The sequence below is a fragment of the Catenulispora sp. GP43 genome, assembly GCF_041260665.1.
GTDB lineage: Bacteria > Actinomycetota > Actinomycetes > Streptomycetales > Catenulisporaceae > Catenulispora.
In genome coordinates this window covers 1-21,782 of sequence record NZ_JBGCCT010000023.1, presented here as the reverse complement: position 1 = coordinate 21,782, position 21,782 = coordinate 1, and the positions used below count along the sequence as shown (strand labels likewise).

General features: G+C 67.8%; 13 protein-coding genes and 1 pseudogene. 6 read left to right on the top strand and 8 right to left on the bottom strand.

Annotated elements, in window-relative coordinates:
• Window positions 1-451: 451 nt before the first annotated feature.
• The gene (locus ABH926_RS36205) at window positions 452-871 is read right to left on the bottom strand and encodes a hypothetical protein (protein WP_370370464.1); all 420 of its coding nucleotides are present in this window, start codon (window positions 869-871) and stop codon (window positions 452-454) included.
• A gap of 1,038 nt (window positions 872-1,909) precedes the next feature.
• On the opposite strand from ABH926_RS36205, the gene ABH926_RS36200 reads away from it, so the two are divergent.
• Entirely contained in the window at window positions 1,910-3,205 is a 1,296-nt protein-coding gene (locus ABH926_RS36200) for a M23 family metallopeptidase (RefSeq protein ID WP_370370463.1), read from the top strand.
• 91 nt (window positions 3,206-3,296) lie between these two features.
• Here the strand turns inward: ABH926_RS36200 and ABH926_RS36195 are convergent, their stop codons facing one another.
• Window positions 3,297-3,473 (bottom strand): hypothetical protein, encoded by a 177-nt coding sequence (locus ABH926_RS36195; protein WP_370370462.1) that lies wholly within the window; start codon window positions 3,471-3,473, stop codon window positions 3,297-3,299.
• Between the two features lie 1,128 nt (window positions 3,474-4,601).
• Here ABH926_RS36195 and ABH926_RS36190 point away from each other — a divergent pair.
• Both ABH926_RS36190 and ABH926_RS36185 read left to right on the top strand, forming a co-directional pair.
• A complete protein-coding gene (locus ABH926_RS36190) occupies window positions 4,602-6,335 on the top strand; it encodes an Ig domain-containing protein (RefSeq protein ID WP_370370461.1) in 1,734 nt (577 codons plus the stop codon).
• A gap of 187 nt (window positions 6,336-6,522) precedes the next feature.
• The gene (locus ABH926_RS36185; protein WP_370370460.1) at window positions 6,523-7,488 is read left to right on the top strand and encodes a LuxR C-terminal-related transcriptional regulator; all 966 of its coding nucleotides are present in this window, start codon (window positions 6,523-6,525) and stop codon (window positions 7,486-7,488) included.
• Window positions 7,489-7,934: 446 nt separating this feature from the next.
• Here the strand turns inward: ABH926_RS36185 and ABH926_RS36180 are convergent, their stop codons facing one another.
• The 5 genes from ABH926_RS36180 to ABH926_RS36160 form a co-directional block, all read right to left on the bottom strand.
• Complete coding sequence (locus ABH926_RS36180; protein ID WP_370370459.1) at window positions 7,935-9,281, bottom strand: UDP-glucose/GDP-mannose dehydrogenase family protein; 1,347 nt, start codon at window positions 9,279-9,281, stop codon at window positions 7,935-7,937.
• A 103-nt stretch (window positions 9,282-9,384) separates the two neighbouring features.
• Window positions 9,385-10,671 (bottom strand): right-handed parallel beta-helix repeat-containing protein, encoded by a 1,287-nt coding sequence (locus ABH926_RS36175; protein ID WP_370370458.1) that lies wholly within the window; start codon window positions 10,669-10,671, stop codon window positions 9,385-9,387.
• Window positions 10,668-12,878, bottom strand: a complete 2,211-nt coding sequence (locus ABH926_RS36170; RefSeq protein WP_370370457.1) for a right-handed parallel beta-helix repeat-containing protein — start codon at window positions 12,876-12,878, stop codon at window positions 10,668-10,670. Before ABH926_RS36170 ends, ABH926_RS36175 begins: the two co-directional genes overlap by 4 nt.
• The gene (locus tag ABH926_RS36165; RefSeq protein ID WP_370370456.1) at window positions 12,875-14,137 is read right to left on the bottom strand and encodes a glycosyltransferase family 2 protein; all 1,263 of its coding nucleotides are present in this window, start codon (window positions 14,135-14,137) and stop codon (window positions 12,875-12,877) included. Before ABH926_RS36165 ends, ABH926_RS36170 begins: the two co-directional genes overlap by 4 nt.
• Before the next feature lie 463 nt (window positions 14,138-14,600).
• Entirely contained in the window at window positions 14,601-15,299 is a 699-nt protein-coding gene (locus tag ABH926_RS36160; protein WP_370370455.1) for a hypothetical protein, read from the bottom strand.
• Between the two features lie 499 nt (window positions 15,300-15,798).
• Here ABH926_RS36160 and ABH926_RS36155 point away from each other — a divergent pair, with 499 nt between their 5' ends.
• Window positions 15,799-16,563 carry a hypothetical protein gene (locus ABH926_RS36155; RefSeq protein ID WP_370370454.1) on the top strand — a complete coding sequence of 255 codons (765 nt, stop codon included), beginning with the start codon at window positions 15,799-15,801 and terminating at the stop codon, window positions 16,561-16,563.
• Between the two features lie 277 nt (window positions 16,564-16,840).
• Here the strand turns inward: ABH926_RS36155 and ABH926_RS36150 are convergent.
• Window positions 16,841-17,148, bottom strand: a pseudogene (locus tag ABH926_RS36150) (leucine zipper domain-containing protein); the annotation flags it as partial.
• A gap of 135 nt (window positions 17,149-17,283) precedes the next feature.
• Between ABH926_RS36150 and ABH926_RS36145 the strand changes: the two are divergent.
• Both ABH926_RS36145 and ABH926_RS36140 read left to right on the top strand, forming a co-directional pair.
• Window positions 17,284-19,638: a Helicase associated domain protein gene (locus ABH926_RS36145; RefSeq protein WP_370370453.1), complete on the top strand. Its 2,355-nt coding sequence runs from the start codon at window positions 17,284-17,286 to the stop codon at window positions 19,636-19,638.
• Between the two features lie 150 nt (window positions 19,639-19,788).
• Complete coding sequence (locus ABH926_RS36140) at window positions 19,789-21,633, top strand: phospholipase C (protein ID WP_370370452.1); 1,845 nt, start codon at window positions 19,789-19,791, stop codon at window positions 21,631-21,633.
• Window positions 21,634-21,782: the final 149 nt, after the last annotated feature.

Below are 21,782 nucleotides of genomic sequence, written 5' to 3'. Positions count from 1 at the left end.
AAGCTGATCGATCTGCTCGTAACCCCGGTCTTCGCGCGATTGTGGCTAGCCTCACTTTCGACGGGGTGCCGGAGGAGATGCCCGACGAGCGCCGTATGGCGCGGGTGGCTGTGGCCAACTGAGACCGGAAGTGAGACTAGAGGCCCCGCCGATTCCAGCGGGGCCTCTCTAGTGCTGTTCAGGCTGTGCGCACGAAGGGATTCGAACCCCAACCTTCTGGTCGGTAGCCAGGGCCTTTATTCAAGGACTCATTATGGAGGCGACAGGACTGCTTGCCGCGCCTTGTACGTCATCGGCCGCACCAGTCGCTGGGGCCAGAGCGCACCAGCAGCGCCGACATCGGTGACCTGAAGGTGCGAAGGCGCGACCGACTTGGCGGCCACGGTAAGGATCAGGTCTTTGAATTCGGCGCTGATCGGTGGCGCCAGGAACAGCCAGGGCGAACGGCCCCTTACGAAGAGCTGCTTGAGGAACTGCTCGGCTGATCCAGCGGCGCCCCGCACGCCTTCTCCGCCGCGTCCTCGTCGATGAAGAACTGGAACGAGCTGAGTTTGTCACCCGGAGTAGTGTCGATGGTGGCCAGGAGGTCGAGGTCGTCGGCGAAGGTGTTCAGCGTCTGCCGCTTCGGATCCTCCGTCGTCTTGGCTTCCGACCGCAGCTGTGCGCCGAGCTTTTTCAGATCGCTCGCTCCCTTAGCGCCGGACTCGTCGTAGGCCTTGTCCGCCGCTTTGGTCAGCCCCGGGCCGCACGTGGCCGAGGGCTTCGACGAACCGCAGCCCCCCACCGCCGAAGCAACCATCACCGCACACGCAGCCACCCCGATGACACTCCACCGCACCGTTCGCACACTCCTTCTGCTGACTTCGATCATCTGCCCACGACATCATCGTGGCGGCGACGCCTCGCGACGGTAACGGCACAAGTGCCGTTGCCCCACAGCGGGGTCCACAGTCTTCGTACCGTTGCGTGGGCGGCCGACGAGGTCGTGCGGTCGTTCGGGCGATAGCCGATGGTCGCGCCAGACGAGCCGGTAGACCGGCGCGTAGCGCGGGATCGACCGGACGCCGGGATGAAGGGGATCAGGACGAAGCCGAAGCGACGGAATGGAACTGCGGGCGCCCAGCGACAACTCGGACGTGATCCCCTTCCCGGCCCCAGCAGAGGCGGATCCGCCGCGAACCAGTCCTTGGCGAACTGATGAACGAGTACCAAGCCGTGGCATGAGCCAGCGGTCAGGACGGGTGGCCGAGTTTCAGGAGTACTACAGGGCGGAGAAGACCATCGTCGCAGTCGCGGCCACTGCCGCGCCTTGGAGATCGCCGTCCAGAGCACCGTACGTACCCGCGACACAGCTCGGCCCGACGGCTCGAGACCCTGTTGGAAGCTGTGGCAACAGGCTGATCCCACACAGGACGTGGAGCGTGGTCAGCGCGAGGGCCCTTGGCTAATGCCGTCGCGCTCTGCCTGTCGCTCCGTAGTGACCAGTTGCCCTCCGGGTCGCCGAGGTCGGCGAACAGCCCGGAGAACCGCACCAGGTCGGTGGTCTGGACCAGTGCTCCGGGTAGGCCGGTGTCGGCGGCCAGCCGGCGGCGCACGTACTCGCTACGCGATATCCCAAGTTGTTTGGCGTGCGCGTCAAGGGGCGCCATCACCTCGTCGGGAACTTCTCGAACCAGCAGGTCAGCCACATGGCACCTTACACGCGCACCGTCACCCGCCCGAACGATGTGACCAGCCCACCGTGGAATCCGACCCCGGCCGTTCCGACACTCCCGAAGTCGGACCAATCATCCGTTCTCTGACACCACGGGACATAGGATCGCCGGATCGCCGGACCGTGCTCCGACCATCACCCGACCCACGCTGGCGGGCGACGGCGATACAGGCCCATTCGACGTCAAGGAACAACATGCGGAGAATTTTCGGCTCCTGCCTCCTCGCCGGAGCGCTGACCCTTCTGGCCGTGCCCACCGTCGCGCGGGCCAGCCAGGCGCTTCCGGGCGACCAGGTCACGGCGGTCACGGTCATCCCGACCATCGAGCCGACGCCGGTGGCGGCCACCGACGGCCGGATCCACCTGGTCTACGAGCTGCTGATGGTCAACTACGCGCCCGACCCGGCGACCGTGGCGTCGGTCCAGGCGTTGGACGCCGACCACCCGTCGCGGGTGCTCCAGACGCTCAGCGGGCCGACGGTCGCCTCGCACTTCAAGATCTCCCAGCTCGCCACCCCGATCACCGGCCCGGCCGTCATCGCCGCCGGCGAGCAGGCCATCGTCTGGATGGACGCCTCGGTCCCCCTGGGCAGCCCGGTCCCGGAGAAGATCATCCATCGTGTCCGGATCACCTTCGCCCAGCCCCAGGCCGGGGGACTCATCCCGGACAAAGTCACGGTGAACGTCGGCCGGACCGCGGTCTCCGACCTCCCCACCCCGGTCATCGAGTCCCCGCTGGCCGGCCCGCGCTGGTTCGACGCGAACGGCTGCTGCTCGCAGGTCACAGCCCACCGGGGCGCCGTGAACCCCCTGGACGGCACCACGAACTTCCCCGAGCGCACCGCGATCGACTGGCTGAGGCTGGACGAACACGGCCGGGTCTTCGAGGGCCCCGCGACATCCCTGTCCAGCTACGCCTACTACGGCACCCCGATCCACGCCGTAGCCGACGGCGAGATCGTCGCCGTGGTGGACGGACTCCCCAACCAGGTCCCGACCGAGGAACCCCCGCTGGGCCAGCTGCCCCTGAAGGACTTCGCCGGCAACCACATCATCGAGAAGTTCGTCTACCAACACCACACGTTCTACGCCGGCTACGCGCACATGAAGCCGGGCAGCCCGAGCTCCTTCGTCCACGTCGGACAACACGTCCGCGCCGGCCAGCAGATCGGCAACCTCGGCAACTCGGGCAACTCCGGCGCCCCCCACCTGCACTTCCAGGTGATGGACCGCCCCTCGTTCCTGGACGCCCAGGGCCTACCCTACGAGTTCGAGCAGTTCAAGCTGGCCGCCCGCGGCGAGGGAGACAGCTCGGTCGAGGCGGCACTCGACGGAGACGTCGTGCCGTTCCAGAGCGGATTCCGGCCGCAATGGCTGCACTGCCGACTGCCGCTGTACACGGATCTGGTGGACTTTCCCCCGGCGCGTGAATGGAGGCTTGAGCACCGTGCTCCGATGCAGGTGCAGCCACATGCGGTGAAGGGGAAGTAAAGCCGAGCTGTTAGGGGCTCGCGTCGGATCATGAATCCAGCGCGAGCCTCTTTTGTTGCCGAGATAGATCCGCCGCCCCTGTAGTGGCCGACTACTCGGTTCTGGCCACCACAGGCAGCGCCTCGGCGTCGAGGTCGCCGACACGGGCCGCGGGATCAGCAGCACCGACCGGCCGCCCACCCTGCGCCTCTGGCAGCGCGGGTGCGAGCGACAAGTACTCGCCGAAGCCCTGCTCACTGATCCGCTGCACGACGCGCTCAGCCTCCACCAGCTCGTCCCGCTCAACGCGTACATCGGCCAGCTGCTTGACCAGCCACTTCGGGATGGAGTGATCTCAAGTCGGATTTCCTAGAATTTGAACGGATTGCCCGATAGGTCGAGGCAGAGTGTCAGTGGTTCGAATCTTGCTCAACCGAAACCGCCAGGTCAGTATCAGGGCTTTCGACCAGGACGGCCTTCCGGATCCGGCGACGAGGCCGTGCTGGCGGCTTGATTTACGAATCCGAGGAAGCCGCCTGACCGGCATGGACAAGGTTTTCGGCAAGCATGGGATCCGGCCGAGGCGGCCTGGGTCACCCGCGCTCTCGCCCTCGTTCGTCCTCGCCGGACAGCAGGCGCAATTGTGCCACTGGCGCACACGCGCCAGCGGGGGCGATTTGCGACAGTCTTTTGTGATTCGCGTATCCGGCCGGCAGGAACCGAACCGGGCTGCGTCGAAGATCTGACGCCGTTGCCTCTCGGTGCGCATTCACAGCCGTGATCTGCGGAGACGAGTGGGTTGACGCCGTTCCATCTGGGCGAAGCGTACGACCGCCACGATCATGATCTTGAGCGATGTCGACGCCGTCGTTGTGGGCGTCAGGCCCTTTCGCTCGTTACCGCGACTCTCCGCGGCTGACGTCATGGCCGGGTGCGCCGCCTGTCCTGGGGTGCGTTGACCACCCGTTCAGCCGCTGCTAGCTTCCCGTTTTACGTCCACAGGGCGCACCGGCAGCACCTCTGATATCAGATTGCTGTCAACTGCTGAGTTGTGAGATGCGACCGAACCCCTCGGTCGCCCTCCTGGCACTCTCTCATCGCGGTTCCACCAGAACAGAAGCCTCCGCATCGATTGCGGCGATCCCGCGCGCCCGAACGGACGCGTCTTTCGCGATGGGTGAGCGGCCCACTGCCAGAGCACAGCGAGTCCAAGGAGACAAGAGTGGAGCATCGAACGAGAACCCTGCGGCGCCGTAAGGCGGGCCGTGTGGGGTTCGCTCTCGCGGCCGGGGTGACCCTCGCCGTGGTCGCGTCAGCGGCCGCAGTCGCATCAACGCCGTCCCACACGGCGTCGGGCAGGCCTTCGGGTGAGGCGAATCCGTATGACCCGGCCAATGGGCATCCCTACCGGCACGGCGTGATACCCACCATCGCGCAGAACGCCAAGATGAAGGCCTGGGCTGCCGGTCACCACGCCTCCACCACGGCGGCCACCGGTCCGCAGACGTTGTCCTACGGCGGCGGCGTCGACGGCATCGGCGTGCAGTCCGGCGCCAAGAACAAGGTCTACCTCGTGTTTTACGGGACCCAGTGGGGCACTCAGAGCACGGACGCCAACGGCAACGCCAAGTTCAGCGGCGACAGCGCCGGCACGGCCGCGGCCACGCAGCAGATGTTCAAGGGCATCGGCACCAACAACGAGCTGTGGTCGGCGGATCTGACGCAGTGGTGCGACGGACCGACCGTGGCCACAGGTGCGACCAGCTGCCCCGCCAACACTCCGGCTTCGGCGTTCATCCCGTACCAGAGCGGCGGCGTGCTGGCCGGCGTCTGGTACGACAACTCCGCGGCCTCACCGGCCACTGCCACCGGACACCAACTCGGTGTGGAGGCGGTCAACGCCGCCGCGCACTTCGGCAACACCACCGCCGCGTCGAACCGCAACTCCTACTACGTCATCCTGTCGCCGCACGGCACCAATCCGGACGACTACAAGGGCCTGACAGGTCAGGGCTACTGCGCTTGGCACGACTACAACGGCGACACCACGCTGACCGGCGGTGCGGTGGCGTCGAACTATGGGGACATCGCCTTCTCCAACCAGCCGTACAACGTCGACCAGGGCGCGACCTGCGGCGTCGGGTTCGTCAACTCGCCCGGCACCCTCGACGGCTACACCATGACCCTCGGCCACGAGTGGCACGAGATGATGGCCGACACCAACCCCGCGGGCGGCTGGACCAACCCCAGTAGCAGCCCGCCCGGCCAGGAGAACTCCGACGAGTGCGCGTGGCTGTCCCCGGGAACCACCGGGGGCGCGGCGAACATCTCCTTCGGGTCCTTCGGCACCTTCGCCGAGCAGGCCAGCTGGTCCAATGACACCAATAGCTGCGCGATCAGCCACCCGATCGTCCAGCACGGCGGGGGCACCGGCGGGAACACCGTGACCTTCGGCAGCCAGGGCGCGCAGTCCTGGACGGTGGGCACCGCGGTCTCGCTGCCGGTGACGGCCACCGACTCCGACACGTCGCAGACGCTGACCTACTCGGCCACCGGTTTGCCCGCCGGCCTGTCGATCAACGCCTCGTCCGGGCTGATCTCCGGTACTCCCACCGCGGCCGGCACCGGGACGGCGACGGTCAGCGCGAAGGACACGACCGGCGCCTCCGGCTCGACGACGATCTCCTGGACCGTCGCCGGCTCCGGCGGCGGTGGCGGGGGGATCACCAACGGCGGCTTCGAAGCCGGCACCCTCTCCGGGTGGACCGTGACGGGTAACGCCTCCGCCTCGGCTTCGGCCGCGCAGACCGGCGGCTACGGTGCGCTGGTCGGCTCCACCAACCCGTCAGCCACCTCGGCGATCAGCCAGACCTTCACCGCCCCGTCCGGCTCGGGCAAGATCTCCGTCTCCTACAACATCACCTGCCCGGACCTGGTCTACTACGACTGGGCCACGGTGACACTGAAGGACAACACGACCGGCGGCACGGCGACCCTCTTGCAGCCCACCTGCACCCTCGGTGCGGGCTGGAAGACGGCCTCCGGCAGCCTGAGCGCCGGTCACAGCTACACGATCACACTCACCAGCGTCGACGACGGGTACCCCGGCGACCCGACCTACACCTACTACGACAACGTGACCGTCTCCTGACGGCTGCGGCATGACACCGGGCCGGGGAGGAGCATGGGGTGCTCCTTCCCGGCCCGCGCGAACCCTTGACGGCGATGACCTGCGGACTTAGGGTCAGGGCGCGCTAGACGCCTGATCCAGAAGGCGCGGATCGGCGGCGCCTAAGCGTCCGACGAGCCTGTGGAATCAGTGATCTGGGAGGCTGACCGTGGCGGACATCTTGAACGCGACGGGCGAACCGGGCCGGCTGTATCGCGAACTGGTGTGTTCGCCGCACAGCACCATCGACGCACTGGCGCACCGTACCGGCCTGTCCTCGGCGGCGGTCGCCGCGACGTTGGAGGATCTCGCCGCCTCCGGAGCCGTTGTCCGACTGCACGGCGAGGCGGAGGACCTCTGGGAGGCGCAGCGGCCGGAGAACCTCGTCGCCGAGCAGATACGAAGCCGAGAGCACGAACTCGCCGACCTGCGCAGCGCAGGGGATGAACTGGGCCGGCTGTTCCGGCTCGCACGCCAGGACGGGATGAGCTACCCGGGCCTGGACGTGCTGCGTGATCGGTCCCTGATCCTGCAGTACTACCGCAAACTTCAGGAGAACGCAGTCGGCGAGATCAAGGCCATCGACCGCCCGCCGTACCTCTCCGAAGGCGAGGACGAGGCATCGCAGGCCGATGTCCAACGGATCCGGATGGCAGCCGGCGTCCGATACCAGACGATCTACCACGACTCTGTCTACGCCGACCCGCTCCGCTTCGCAGCGATCCTGACCGCGATCTCCGGGGGCGAGAAAGCACGAGTCCTGCTCGACCCCCCGGTGAAGCTCCTCATCAGCGACGACGACCGCGCACTCGTCGCAGTGGACTCATCGGCAGCCGCACCGATCGCGCTCCTCGTCAACCCATCCGGCCTCCTCGACGCCCTGGTCAAGGTATTCGACGCACTGTGGCGCGCGGCGGTACCGCTGTCACCGCGCGGCTCGGCGGTCCCACTGGACGACCACGACCGAGCGGTCCTCACCCTGATGGCCGCGGGCGCCACCGACGAGGTCATCGCCCGCCGGCTCGCCATCTCACGCCGCTCGGTGGTCCGCCGCACCAGCCTGCTGATGGAGCGACTGGGCGCGACGACCCGCTTCCAAGCGGGGGTCCAGGCGGCTCGGCGGGGCTGGCTGTGAGCGTTCCGGACAAGGCCGGCGGGTGCGAAGGGTGTCGAGATCATGATGTCGGGTGCGGTGCCCGCTGCGTACCAAGGCGGCATTTCGCCTTTGATTGTCGCTTCGCAACACAACATCCCGATTACCCCGCGACTCGTGCCAACCGAAGCTGCTTGGTTTCGCGTGATACCACGACATGCGTTCACATCGCGCTCACACACTCTGTCGCTGAGCTGCCGTGAGCCCAAATCTATAGCAGAATCGCACAGGGCCTCTGTCTGCTGAGAACTCCGTCCACGCAGTTAAGCCGCCTGGCCGGAGTCCCGATCCGGATCGGGGGAGACCGCGAGTTTCGATTTTCGAGGCTGATGCGCGCCCCAACTCGCCGGCGGGGAGGCGCCGCCTCGCGAACCACAGTACGAAGCCGCTCGGCCGAGAGTCCCCCCGGCCGAGCGGCTTCGTCGCTCCTAGGGGCGACCGAGTGCGCGGTATGTCCAGCCGGCGGCGCGGTAGGCCTCCGGGTCCAGGGCGTGGCGTCCGTCGACGACGCGGCGGTGGGCGACCACTTGGCCCAGGGCTTCTGGGTCGAGTTCGCGGAAGACGGTCCACTCCGTCAGCAGGACGACGACGTCGGCGTCCTGGGCGGCCTCCAGGGCGCTGTCCGCGTATTCCAGGTCCGGGTACGAGCGGCGGGCGTTCGCCATCGCCTCGGGGTCGTGGACCCGGACGATGGCTCCCGCCTCCTGCAGCATCCTTGCGACATCCAGGGCCGGGGCGTCGCGGATGTCGTCGGAGTCGGGCTTGAAGGCGGCTCCGAGGGCTGCGACGCGGGTGCCGGGCAGGAATCCGCCGGCCAGCTCGCGGACCAGGTCCACGGTGCGGGCCCGGCGGCGGCGGTTGATGGCGTCGACTTCGTGGAGGAAGGCGACCGCCTGGCCGACGCCCAGTTCCTCGGCGCGGTGGGCGAAGGCGCGGATGTCCTTCGGGAGGCAGCCGCCGCCGAAGCCGAGGCCGGGGCGCAGGAAGCGGCCGCCGATACGGGCGTCGTGGGACAGGGCTTCGGCGAGTCGGTGGACGTCGGCGCCGGTGGCCTCGCAGACCTCGGCCATGGCGTTGATGTACGAGATCTTGGTCGCCAGGAACGAGTTCGCGGCCACCTTGACCAGCTCGGCGGTCGGCAGGTCGGTCACCACGACCGGCGTGCCTTCGGCGATGACCGAGGCGAACACCGTGTGCAGCTGCTGCGAGGCCCAGTCGCCGGCGACGCCGAACACCAGGCGGTCCGGGTGCAGTGTGTCCTCGACCGCGAAGCCCTCGCGCAGGAACTCGGGGTTCCAGGCCAGTTCGATCTGCTCGCCGGCCGGCGCCAGCTCGCGGATCAGCGCGGTCAGCCGGTCCGCGGTGCCGACCGGCACCGTGGACTTGCCGACAATCAGCGCCTTGCGACGCAGGTGCGGGGCCAGGGTGCCGGCCGCGGCCTCGACGTAGGTGAGGTCGGCGGCGTCCGATCCGGCCTTCTGCGGGGTGCCGACACAGATGAAGTGCACGTCGCCGAACGCGCCGGCCTCGGCGTAGTCGGCGGTGAACCGCAGCCGTCCGGACTCCAGCGCCTTGTGCAGCAGCTCCGGCAGGCCGGGCTCGAAGAACGGCACCTCGCCGGCGTTGAGCCGGGCGATCTTGTCCGGGTCGACGTCGACGCCGAGGACGTCGAAGCCGAGCATCGCCATGCAGATCGCATGGGTCGCGCCGAGATACCCGGTGCCGATGACGGTGAGGCGGAGCGCCGACGGCGCGGCGGACGCGGAGTCTGACATCTGGTCTCCAGTGAATCGAGGGTGCCCGGCATGGCGCGCGGTCGCGGACGCGTGCCGTGCGGTGCCCCGGGTGGTCGGTGAAGCGCTGTCGTTGATCGGATCGTCAGCCGGCAGCCGAGCAGGGCACGTTGCCGTCCCCGTGTGCCGCGCCCTGGACCTTGTTATCGCAGGTCCAGACGTTTCCGTTGACGGGCGTGAAGTGGAATCCGTAGCCGGACCCGTTCACCACCGCCGTGTTCCCCGAGAAGACGTTGTCCTTGCCCCAGCCGTCGAGGATCTGATGGGTCTGGAACCCGTCCTGCCGCGAGGCCGTCCCGGTGTTCCCGGCGACCAGATAGTCGTTGCCCTTGGCGTTGACCCAGCCGCTGGCGCCGTCCGGGGTGAAGGCGCTGCCGTCGAAGGTGTTGCCGACGACGGCGCCGCCGGTCGTGCCCTCTTTGATGTCGACGTTCTCGGCCGTGGTCTGCGAGAAGACGTTCCCGCGCACCACGTTGTTGTCGCTGCGGTCGGGCTGGCACGCGGTGTAGGTGCACCAGTTGCTCTGCGCGCTGCCGATGTAGACGCCCTCGCCGTACTTGCCCTTGAGCTTGCCGGTGTCCCCGATCGTGTTGTCCAGGACGAGGTCGTCGACGCTGAACTCGCGCAGGTGGACCGCCTCGTCCCCGAAGGAGTGCGCGGCCAGCTTCTGCACGATGCTGTGATCGGTGTGGTCCAGGACCACACCCTTCTGCCCGTTCTGAACGGTGAATCCGCTCAGCCGCCAATAAGACGCGTTCTGGAGGTGGAACACATAGCCGTCCTGTAGCGCGCCGCCTGCGTCGAGCACCGCTCCCGGACCTCCGCAGACGAAGATCGGCTGAGCCGCGGTCCCGGCGCCGGTGCCGGTGAACCGACCGCCGTAGGAACCGTCGGCGAGCTGGATCACGGTGCCCGGCGCCGCCGCCGACAAAGCCTGCGTGAGCTCGTCGGCGTTGTGCACGGTCACCGTCGCAGCCGGACAGGCGACCGTGGGGTCCGGGCCCGCGGCCCCGGGCAGCTGGCTCGCCGGGACGACCTGGTTCGGCGCCCCGCTCGGCGTGTAGGCCTGCGGCGGTACGGCCGACTCGTGCTTGCCCTTCTTGGACTTCGTCGGCTGCGTCCCCAGCGGCCCGGTCTGCACCGGGCCCAGCGTCGCGCTGGGATAGGCCACGGCCGTCCCGGGCTTCGACGCTGTGCCGCCACCGCCGAACACCAGCCACGCGACCGTGCCGGCGGCGGCCACCACGACCGCGCCGGCGATCAGGCCGGTACGGAAGCCGGGGCCGCGGCCGCCAGGGCCGGACGGGGCCGGGGAGACGGCTGTAGCCGTGGGGGTGCCTGGGTGCGTGGGGTCCAGCCCTGGATCACTCATGAACCCATCACCAGCGCTGCCTCGGCGGGGATCGCCGTGTTGTCCTTGACGACCGTCAGGTCGTGCTCCGGCAGCGCGGCCTGGCCCTGATACGGGTGGACACCGATGCCCATCCGCGCGCGGCGCCGGATGTGGCGCTGCGCCTTGCCCTTCATGGTGCGCCGGCCGCGCAGCGAGGTGAGCGCGACCAGGGTCAGGATGCAGAACCAGATCACCGTCAGCGGGCGGATCAGAGCCTCGACTCGCACCCACAGCGCGGTGGTGTCGAACCAGCCGCCGGTCGCGTTCGTGCCGATGGAGATCGCCCCGGTCTGCCGGGAGCTGTTGATGGCGCCCGGGCCCCGGCCGCTGAGCGTGTTGCCCTTCACGACCGACCCGGCGTCATCGCCGACCAGCGTCACCCCGTGGATGGTCGCGCCGGTCACGTGGTTGCCGGTGATCTGAGCAGAGGACGCCCGCACGTAGATGCCGGCGGCGGCGCCGGATATCGAGTTGTCGGAGATGGTGACGGCTTGCACGCCGTCCCGGACCGAGATGCCCTCGCGCGACTGGCCCTTCAGGGTGTTGCCGGCGATGACGATCTTCTGGCCGCCCTTGCGGACCACGATGCCCATCTGGCTGCCGTCGACGTCGTTGTCCTGCAGCGTGAGGTTCAGCCCGCCGAGCACCAGGATCCCGTAGTGCCCGTCGCCCTTGGCCAGGCAGCGGTCCACCTGGTTGTTGCCGTACGCGCCAAGTGGCTCGCCGGAGGCCGACGGCCCCTGAGAGATCGGCTGGCCGTTGACGGTGATGCCGTTGCCGGCGTTGTAGTCGGCGACCGAGTCGTCGATCTGGATGTTCTGCGCGGCGCGCGCGATGACGATCCCGTCGCCGTCGTTGCGGCTGGAGTTCACACGCTGGATGACGCCCTGCGTGGCGAAGCGGTGCAGCACGATGCCGGCGGTCAGGCTGCCGGTGACCCGGGTGTCGCTGATCAGGATGCCGGTGGCGCCGGAGACGAACAAGCCGAAGGCGTTGCCGGTGATCAGCGAGTGGTCGACGCGCACCGAGATGTAGGACAGGCCCGGGACGGCGAACTCCGACTGCGGGTCGCTCAGCGCGCCTGCCGGCCCGGAGGCGACCGTGGAGTCGCCGAGGCTGTCCGGGGGCTGGGCCGCGGTGGCGCCGTTCTTCGTTCCCTTGCCCTTGCCCTTCTTGTAGATCGACGGGCCGCCGGTGGCCCCGGACGCGGCGCGGGCCGTGCCGGTCAGGCCGATACCGCCGGTGCGTCCACTCCAGAAGCCGAGGTCGGTCACGTCGGCGTAGCTCATCGTGAAGCTGCCGCCGATGGCCCGGATGTAGGACCGGCCGTGGCTGACGTCGGTGACCGGCTGCGAAGTGCGCGGATCCCAGCTGGTGATCACCACGGGGTTCTTCTCAGTCCCGGTGATGCGCAGGTCGCCGCCGTAGGACACGATGCTGACGAAGCCGCTGGCATTGCTGACCATCCTCAGGGTCAGCGGCGCATCGTCGGTGGAGTCCAGGTCGAGCCGGGCCCCGCGGCTGAGGTAGATGTTCTCCAGCAGCAGGTACGAGCCGTCCGCGGTGCGCAGGAAGGTCGTCGGCGCCAGCTGGAGCAGGTCGGCGATGGTGTACGGCGCGGCGCGCGGCGTGAGGATCAGCGTGTAGCCGTTCCCGGTGGCGAGCCGGTAAGGCGACTTCCACTGGGCGCCGTGCTGCGGTGCGACCGCGGTGACCGCGCGGACCTCGATCAGCCGCCGGTCCTCGGCGGCGACCAGGGCCGCCTCGCTGCTGGCCTCGTCGTCGGAGATGGTCGGCGGCGTCGGGACCGTCGTGTCCTCGTTCGGATCCACCGGGGCGCCGCCGCCGGGCTGCGGGGTCGGCGTCTCCGCCGGCGCGGTGGCGGTCGGCAGGACTGCCGCGGCCGCGCTGTCGCTGGTCGACACCGGGGCCGTGGGGGACGGCAGGCGCCTGGGCGGTGCCTTGGAGGTGTCGGCCCCGGGGCTATGGGTGCCATGCGTGGAGTCGTGCGAGGCGCCGTGGGTGCTGTTCTGCGAGGCGCTGTGGGTCGCCGACGGGTCCGGGCTCTTCGCGGTCGAGTCGGCCGGGGCGGAGCCGACCGTGCCGAGCAGGGCGAGTACAGCCGCCCCTGCGACGACGGCGGCCCGGCACGAACGGCTGACGGCGGCGTGCTTCGGGGCGCTCATATCTGGGCCAGGTCTTCGCGAAGGGTCGCGGCACTCTGACCGGCTCCGCCGACGCTGTCCGTGGTGCGGGTGATCCAGCCCTGCTTGTTCATCGTGAAGAACGCGTACAGCTTGATCGGCAGGGATATGTACATGACGATCAAGGCGGTCAGCGGTAGCAGCAGGATCTCGCCAGGATGCCTGCGCAGGTGTGAGAAACCACGCAGGCCACGGCCGAGCAGCAGCCACGCGGCGGCCAGCAGCCAACCCCGGGTCGTGAAGTCCAGGCGGTTGAACAGCAGGAAGTAGATGGTGAGCCCCATCGTCACCGGGGTCAGCAGGATCTGCAGCACGGTGATCCGGGAGATCAGCGGCGTCCGCCACAGCCAGCCCTTCCAGATGGCGGTCAGATAGCAGCGATAGGAGTTGCGGCTCCAACGGACCCGCTGCTTGACGAAGGCGCGGAAGGTGTCGGGGAACATCGACAGGGCGAGCGCGTTCGACTGGTGCACCGTCTTGTAGCCCTGCGCGATGGTCAGCCAAGTCATCCGGCCGTCGTCGCCGGATATACAGCGGCGCCCCAGGAAGAACTCGTTCTCGAGGTTGTCCACCACCGGCAGAATCACCGACCGGCGGTAGGCCGCGGTACGGCCGGACAGGCAGATGACGCCGCCGCGCCGGCTCATCGCCGGCACGTAGTCGAAGTAGCGCAGGTTGATGAGCCAGTCGGCGATCCGGCGCCACACGCTCGTGGTGCGCTGGTAGACGTTCTGCTGGGTGCCGACTCCGCCGACCGAGGGGTCGATGAAGGGCATTTGCACGGCCTGAAGCAGGCCGGCCCGCCACAGCGTGTCCGAGTCGCAGAACACGAGGATGTCGTTGCGCGCCTCGCGGATCCCGACGCCCAGCGCGGACCGCTTGCCGTGGTGCTTGAAGGCGATGACCTTCAGCCTCGGGTCCTCGACCTCGGCCAGGACCTGCCGGCACTCGGTGTCGTCGACGTCGACCACGATGATGACCTCGTCCGGGTCCTGGTCCAGCCAGGTCCGTAGGCACTGCAGCAGGATCTGCGGGTCCTCCCGGTAGGACGGGACCACGACCGAGGTGGTGCTGCGATAGTCGTTGACGGTCGGCTTGTAGAAGCGGGAGGAGACCGCGCGGTAGATCCAAAGGACCCACACCAGCACGCCGGCGATACCCAGCGGGATCACCTGGCGCCAGTAGCCGCCGGTGAAGAACTCGTTGATCCCGCTCGCGGGATGGGAGAAGAAGGATGGCATTTCTTGGCCCTGTCGTCCTGGGCTCGCCCTTGAGTAAGGGCACGAATATGAAGTCGGTCGTGCGCCAATGGGATCCCTACAAGCCGTCATGACGGTTCAGGAATGCGGGAATACCGGCGTACGACGCCCCGTGCGTCATCCGGCGGTGACCATGAATTGTGTCGCCAAGGTGCAGCCTTGAATGGCCGATGCTGCCGTCGTCGTTGCCCCCTGGGGGTCATCGGACCCGAACCGATGTGAAATCGCGCCGAGCGTATTTGACCAAAGCTTGGTTGTCAAAGCTCGTCGGCTCATGTAACGCCGCGGAAGCAGCCTGTTCACATTCCGGTAGCCCGCGGAAATATTGGACGCCGCGTCGAAGACCAGGGAAAGGGCAAGGACATCAAAATGACGACAACACCCTGTCACCGACATTTATATGAGGCCTGATTCCCTGGGGAATTCCAAGGCAGGACGTGTCGGATCAGCCCACGTCGTAGGTCAAAGGGACAAAAGCGTCGGGGCCGGTGCCCACCTTGATCCGCGTGTGATTGGGGAGTTGCAGAAGGTAGAAGTCGAAGGCTCCGGTACCCCGGACCAGCCCCGTCTCCTTCGCCGTCTTGCCCAAATACACGCGATATCGGAGGGTGACGCTCGCTTTGCGGCCGAGGCTGATCGCATCGGACTGCCGGGAGAACTTGAAAGTCTGGTCGGCCTGCATCGCCGAATACCCGCTGGAGCGCCACGCTCGCACAGTGTCATCCCAGATGTCGAGAAATCCCTGAGGGGCTGTCCCGCCATTAGCGGCGTCGCACGTGCACTGCCCGAGGACCACTAGCGGCTCAAGATTCTGAAAGGAGTAGTTCGAGCTGTTGGTCACGGTCACATCGATTTCGACCGGAGCCATCCGGAACGCCATCGGCACACTGGAGCCGACCCCGGAGATCTGTGCTTGCACGGCGTTGAGCGGCGGGGCGTATCCGGAGTACGTGGCGACCGGCGGGACCTGCACGCTGCGCACGGACGGCGCGCTCACGCTGGGGAAGGCGACCTGCGGGACCTTGGGATCCGAGGCGCACCCGGCGGCGGAAGCCAGCGCCGAGAAGACGGCCAGGCCGGCGCTGAGCCGGGCGGCCCGGGTGACGGAACGACGGCGAAGCTGCGGAGAACGGTGAGCGGACATCTCGAATCGAGACCTTCCATGGGCGCGCACGACCGGCCCGGACCAGGGCACGGTGCTGAGTGGGAATGATCGCCGCCTGGGGGTCGTCCGTCATCCGACCCTCGGCGGGAGCCCATTGTGGCAGGCGCGGGTGGCGCGGGGTATCGGTGTCCAGCTTGTGCCGCGGGGTTTCGACGAGGCGGGCGGGGCCGCGACTGGTCGACGCCAAGCGCCTGGTTGATCAAGCACGTCGCGTAGCCGCTGCCGAGGACGTCTACGTAGCGACGAGCACCCGCGAATAAATTGCGATGTTGCTGCGCGAACACGCCAAGGTGCGTAATGCCTTCCCTGACTACTTCACAGCCGTCGCAATGACCCCGCCGGGGTGGTGCTACCGCCCAAACCAGACTGGACTGGGTCTTACCTCATAGCCGTCGGTAGCCGCCTGCCTCACCCGCGTACTCTCCTTACCCAGGTCAGACGCTGGCCGCGCCACCGCGACCACGCGTACTCTCAGCGCATGACCGATCGCCAGGATCCCCAGGCTCAGCACGCCAGTGGGGCACATCTGCCGCACCTCAACCAGCACGTGCCGGGCCTGCACTGGGAGGTCGGCAAACTGCCGGGCTGGCTGCGCGAGACCGCCGGCGAGCGGCGCTGGCCGGTGACCATCGGCGTCGTACTGGCCATCGTGATGCAGGTGGCGCTTCCCGATCGCTACGCCCTGCAACCCAAGCTGCTCCTGCCCGCACTCGAAGTCGTTTTGCTGGTCGGACTCGTGGCCGCAAACCCGGTCCGCTTCCAACGCGAGCACCCGATCGTGCGGTGGATGTCACTGAGCATGACGATCTTCATCGCGGTCGCGAACCTCACCTCGATAGCCAGGCTGATCAACGAGATCGTGAACCACAAGGCGGGACAGCCGACGGTCGACGCTGTCACGTTGCTCGGCTCGGGCCTGGCGATCTGGATCACCAACGTCGTGGTCTTCGCGCTGATCTACTGGGAGTTCGACCGCGGCGGGCCGTTCTCACGCGCTGCGGCCCGCAACCCGTATCCTGACTTCCTCTTCGCCCAGATGACAGACCCGTCCAAGGCGTCCCCGGACTGGGAAGCGACCTTCGTCGACTACGCCTACCTCTCGTTCACCAACTCCACAGCGTTCTCACCGACGGACACCCTGCCGATGTCGTCATGGGCGAAGATGACAATGATGGTCCAGTCCGGCGTATCACTGGTGACCATCGCACTCGTCGCGGCACGCGCCGTCAACATCCTCACCTAAGCGGTCCCTCGACCAGGGTGCTGATGTGGGGATTGTCTGGAAACGATACTTCCCGTTCGGCCGCACCTGAGGGTGCCGACAACCTGCGCGAGCTGGGTTGATGTCGGTTCGTGGGGTTGAAGCTGGTGTACCTGGCCGCGAGCCGGTTGGTCGCCTGCACCGTGCCAGAACGGACGCATAGCTATTGACCTGCCCGTTTGTGTGTTTGGTTGAGCAGTCCCGCAGGTTCGTTCTATGACTGTGGCCGTGAAACTCGTCTACCAGCTCATCCTCGAGATACCAGGTCACCGGGCGCGTCGTGCTCGTAGCGGCGGATCGGCCGTCCGGTGGCCCGATCCAGGTGCGTCAGCCGGGCCGGCTTGTACCGGGTCAGCATCCGGTGCGCGGCTGAGGGGTTCAGGTGCAGCAGGAACGCGATGCGCGCCGGGCCGAGACGGCGCAGCACCCTGACTTTGATGATCGGCCGTTCGGTACGTGTTGGGGTGCGGTGCGGGCTGGTGTGCGGCCGGGATGACCGGTCCGTCATCCGGCCGTTCCGTGTTCGCGGTAGCGGTCGGCCCAACGCCTGGCCGTGGCCGGGGGGACCGTGGCGCTCCGTCGATTGCGGAAATCGCAGGACCCTGATGACTTGAGTGAGCCCAGGTGGAGAATGACGCCAGCCATCTCGTTCCGTTGCCACTTCTACGGTATCCAGTGGTCTCGCTAGCATCCTGGACGGCGTTGAAGGACCAAGAACGTTCGGCGGAGCGCGCGAAGGGTGCGGAGGCTGCGATGGGGACAGCGATTCCCGGCCTGTGGCCGCATCAACGTCAAGCGATAGATGCGGCCTCGTCGTGGCTCCGAGACGGCGGCCGGTTCACGGTGGTCGCGGCATGCGGCACGGGCAAGACCGACATCGGTGTCGGCGCCGCCCGCGAGCTGGCTGCCGGCCGAGTCCTGGTGGTAGTGCCGACGTTGGGTCTCCTGGAGCAGACCGTCGCGGCTTACGCGCACCGCAGCGGCGGAGACCTGGGCAGCATCGTCGCGGTTTGCTCGGAGGCGTCCGCGACCATGCGCCGGACGATCACGTTCGGCGGCATGACTGGAGCCGTGACGACCGATTCTGCGGAGTTGTTGCGGATATGCGGTACGGAACGGCGGTGCACGGTGTTCACCACCTACGTCAGCATGGCCACAACGGTCGCGCAGGCGCATCACGAGGGCCTGCCGCCGTGGGATCTGATCGTGGTGGACGAGGCTCACCGCACCGCCGGGATGTCCGGGCGGCCATGGTCGGCGGTGTTGGACGACCAACGCATTCCCAGCGTGCGGCGGCTGTATCTGACGGCCACGCCTCGTGTGATAACCGGCGCCGACGCGGACCGGCATACGATCGCGTCGATGGACGATCGGCAGCTGTACGGGCCTGCCGGCTTCGAGCTGCGGTTCGCCGAGGCGATCGAGCTGGGTCTTCTGGCCGACTACCGGGTGGTGGTGGCCGTGGTGAACGACAGCGACATCCGGGACCTGATGACCACCGATCGTCCGGGAGGTGACGTCCCTCCTTCCGAGCTGGCTACTTTGGCTGCTCAGGTGGCGCTGCTGCGCGCCGCCCGGAGGTTCGGGCTTCGACGCGTGATCACGTTCCACAACCGTGTGGCCCGTGCCGACCGTTTTGCAGCCGGCTTGGCTCATACCGCGTCGGCGGTCGGCGTGGATCCCGGCGGCCTGTGGGCCGGTCACGTCTCTGGATCGCACTCGGTGTCTCGCCGTGCTGAAGTTCTTGACCGGCTCCACGGCGAGGATGAGCGGTTGGTCGTGGTCGCCAATGCGAAAGTGCTCGCAGAGGGCATTGACGTACCCGCGGTCGACGGAGTGGTGTTCGCCGATCCTCGGGGCTCTACTGTGGATGCCATTCAGGCTGTGGGACGTGCACTGCGGCGCGGCGGCAACGAGCGCAAGACTGCGACGATCGTCGTGCCGGTGCTCATAGCTCCGGGCCAGGATGCCGATTTGGCCGGCAGCGGTTCGGCCTACGCAGGGGTGTGGGAGATCCTTCGCGCGTTGCGTGCCCACGACCAGCGCGCAGCTGTCGATCTGGACCTGCTCTATGACCACAGCCGACAGTTGGTGACCGGCCAGGATCCGCCGCCTCCGCCGTGGTTGGCGATCGACGGTGCCGACTGGCCCGAAGGGTTCGTCAAAGCGCTGACGATAGCTACCGTTGATCTGGATGGCCCGGTGTTGGAAGCGCAGTGGCAGCGCTATCTGGCTGCGGCTGCGGCCTACCGCCAGGCCCACGGGCACCTGCGCATACCTCAAGGCTTCATCGGCCCGGACGGGCTCGCCGTCGGGTCATGGATCCGCACCCAGCGCCACCACCGCCGACGTCTCGCGCCACACCGTGTCGCCGCGCTGGAAGCGCTGGGGATGATCTGGGACCCGCACGCCGAGCAGTGGGCGGCCGGGTTGCGAGCTGCCCAGGCTTACGCTGCCGAACACGGCCACCTTCATCCGAAAGCCGGCTACCGGAACGCCGATGGTTTCGGCCTCGGCGTGTGGCTGAACAACCTACGCGCCCGCGCCATCACGCTCTCTGACGAGCAGCGCGACGCGTTGGAGGCGCTGGATCCGGAATGGAACCCACCGTGGGACCGGCACTGGCACCGCGGATTGTGTCGTGCTCGGGCCTTCCACGACCGCCACGGGCACCTCGACGTTCCGCTCACGTGGGCAGACAGTGCCGGTTACCAGTTGGGACGCTGGGTCAGCGTTCAGCGGAACCGGGCTTCGGAGCTGAGCGACGAGCAGCGCAGGGCTCTGGATGCACTCGGGATGGGCTGGGAACTGGCAGCGGCCCGGGACCGCTGGTGGCAGCAGGGCTTGAAGTCCGCGGCGGCGTTTCGTGACCGACATGGGCACCTTCAGGTTCCGGTGCAATACGAAACCGAAGACGGAACCAAGCTCGGATTGTGGCTGCACAACCTTCGGCGCCGCTACCGCACCGGCACGCTCGATCCAGAACGCATCGCCACGCTTGAAGCGCTCGATATCCAGTGGCGACCACCGCGGGGTCCGCGTCCGTCACACCGCTGAATCCGACTTGGTGCGGCAAGACGGCCGAATTCGGGTGATCGTATGCGTGTTCTGTTTGCCAAAGGCTCGCCACCTGTTCACGCTCCGTCGATAGGTTGCGCGCCGCGCAGCGGAATGCTGGGGCGCGCCCACACACCCCGATGAAGGGACATGAGCGTGTCCAGAATCCGCAGGACCGCGATCGGCGTGGCCGCCCTGGGCTCGGCCGTCGCGCTGACCGGTGCCGCGTTCAGCGTCGCCGCCTCCGCCAGCCCTGACGTGAGCGGTGCCAAGACCACCACCCCGATCAAGCACCTGGTGGTTATCTTCCAGGAGAACGTCTCCTTCGATCGCTACTTCGGCACCTACCCGAACGCGACCAACACCTCCGGCCAGGAGTTCAAGGCCAAGGGCAACACCCCCAAGGCCAACACCCTTGCCGACACCAAGGGCGCGGGCGGTAAGGGGAACCTGCTGACCAACAACCCGAACAAGGACGCCTCGGGCAAGCAGGTGAACCCGCACCGCCTGAACCCCTCTAACCTGAACGACGTCGTGCAGTGCGACCAGGACCACGACTACAACGACGAGCAGAAGGCCTTCGACGGCGGGGCCATGGACAAGTTCGTTACTACGGTGGGCAATGGTGGCGGCACCAGCGGGACCGGCGCCGCGTGCAGCCCGAGCGACGTGATGAACTACTACGACGGCAACACGGTCACCGGGCTGTGGAACTACGCGCAGCAGTACGCGATGAGCGACAACTCGTTCGGGACCACCTTCGGCCCGTCCGCCCCCGGTGCGATCAACCTGGTGTCCGGTGACACCGGCAACGTCGACAAGATGATCAACGGTGCGGCGACCAACGGCGACACCGTCGCCGACGGCAAGGGCGGCACCTCGCTGATCTCCGACGCGCAGGGCTACTACGACGACTGCTCCACCCGCGACGCGGTGTCCCTGACCGGTCAGAACATCGGCGACCAGCTCAACGCCGCCGGCCTGAGCTGGGGCTGGTTCCAGGGTGGCTTCAAGCCCTCGACCACCTTCGCCGCCGCGACCAAGGCCAACCCGCAGCCGACGAGCACCTTCGTCCCGGACGAGTTCAAGGGCAAGTTCGCCACCGCCCCGGCCTCGGACCAGGGTCTGTGCAACGCGGTTCACCCGGTCGGCGCGGCGGTAGGCGGTACCGGCGGCACTACGCCCGGCGCCACCAACTACGGCAACAAGGACGACTACATCGCCCACCACGAGCCGTTCCAGTACTACGCCTCCACGGCCAACCCGCACCACCTGGCCCCGGCCTCGCTGAACACGATCGGCACCGACACCCAGCACTACGTCAACGGCGTGCCGCAGTTCGACACCGCCAACCACCAGTACGACACCAGCGACTTCGACTCCCTGGTCGCGGCGATCTCGCACGGCTACGTGTCCCCGGACAAGCTGCCGGCCGTCAGCTTCCTGAAGGCCCCGGGCTACGAGGACGGCCACGCCGGCTACTCCGACCCGTACGACGAGCAGCAGTTCATCACCAACGAGATCAACGCCCTGCAGCACACCCCCGACTGGTCCAGCACAGCGGTCGTCATCAACTACGACGACTCCGACGGCTACTACGACCACGTCTACAGTGGCGTGCACAACCCGTCCAACACTGCCAACGCGCCGACGCCTCCCGGCCCGCAGGACTGGCTGAACGGCACCGGCATCTGCGGCACCAACAGCGCGCAGAAGCCGCTGGCCGGCCAGAACGGGCGCTGCGGTTACGGCCCGCGCCTGCCGCTACTGGTCATCTCCCCGTTCGCGAAGCACAACTACGTGGACCACACGCTGACCGACCAGAGCAGCGTCATCAAGTTCGTGCAGGACAACTGGAAGCTCGGCAACATCCCCGGCTCGTTCGCCACCGTCGCCGGAAGCCTGAACGGCATGTTCGACTTCCATGGCAATCACGGCCACAACGACCAGCTCTTCCTGGACCCGATCACGGGACAGCCCGCAGTCCGCGGCTGACCTCGGCGTGAGCTGAGCACTTCTCGGCGGCGGGGGGGGGGGGGGGGGGGGGGGGGGCGCCCCCCCCGCCCGGGGGGGGGGGGGGGGGGGGGTGTGGGTGGACGGGGGGGGCGCCCGGCGGGGGGGGGCCCGCCGGGGGCGGCGGCGGA

Excerpts from the sequence above, each read along its gene's own strand:
- ABH926_RS36180 (WP_370370459.1), bottom strand. The coding sequence starts at position 9,281 with ATGTCAGACTCCGCGTCCGCCGCGCCGTCGGCGCTCCGCCTCACCGTC.
- ABH926_RS36205 (WP_370370464.1), bottom strand. The coding sequence starts at position 871 with ATGATCGAAGTCAGCAGAAGGAGTGTGCGAACGGTGCGGTGGAGTGTC.
- ABH926_RS36155 (WP_370370454.1), top strand. The coding sequence starts at position 15,799 with ATGACCGATCGCCAGGATCCCCAGGCTCAGCACGCCAGTGGGGCACAT.
- ABH926_RS36175 (WP_370370458.1), bottom strand. The coding sequence starts at position 10,671 with ATGAGTGATCCAGGGCTGGACCCCACGCACCCAGGCACCCCCACGGCT.
- ABH926_RS36200 (WP_370370463.1), top strand. The coding sequence starts at position 1,910 with ATGCGGAGAATTTTCGGCTCCTGCCTCCTCGCCGGAGCGCTGACCCTT.
- ABH926_RS36165 (WP_370370456.1), bottom strand. The coding sequence starts at position 14,137 with ATGCCATCCTTCTTCTCCCATCCCGCGAGCGGGATCAACGAGTTCTTC.
- ABH926_RS36140 (WP_370370452.1), top strand. The coding sequence starts at position 19,789 with ATGAGCGTGTCCAGAATCCGCAGGACCGCGATCGGCGTGGCCGCCCTG.
- ABH926_RS36170 (WP_370370457.1), bottom strand. The coding sequence starts at position 12,878 with ATGAGCGCCCCGAAGCACGCCGCCGTCAGCCGTTCGTGCCGGGCCGCC.
- ABH926_RS36160 (WP_370370455.1), bottom strand. The coding sequence starts at position 15,299 with ATGTCCGCTCACCGTTCTCCGCAGCTTCGCCGTCGTTCCGTCACCCGG.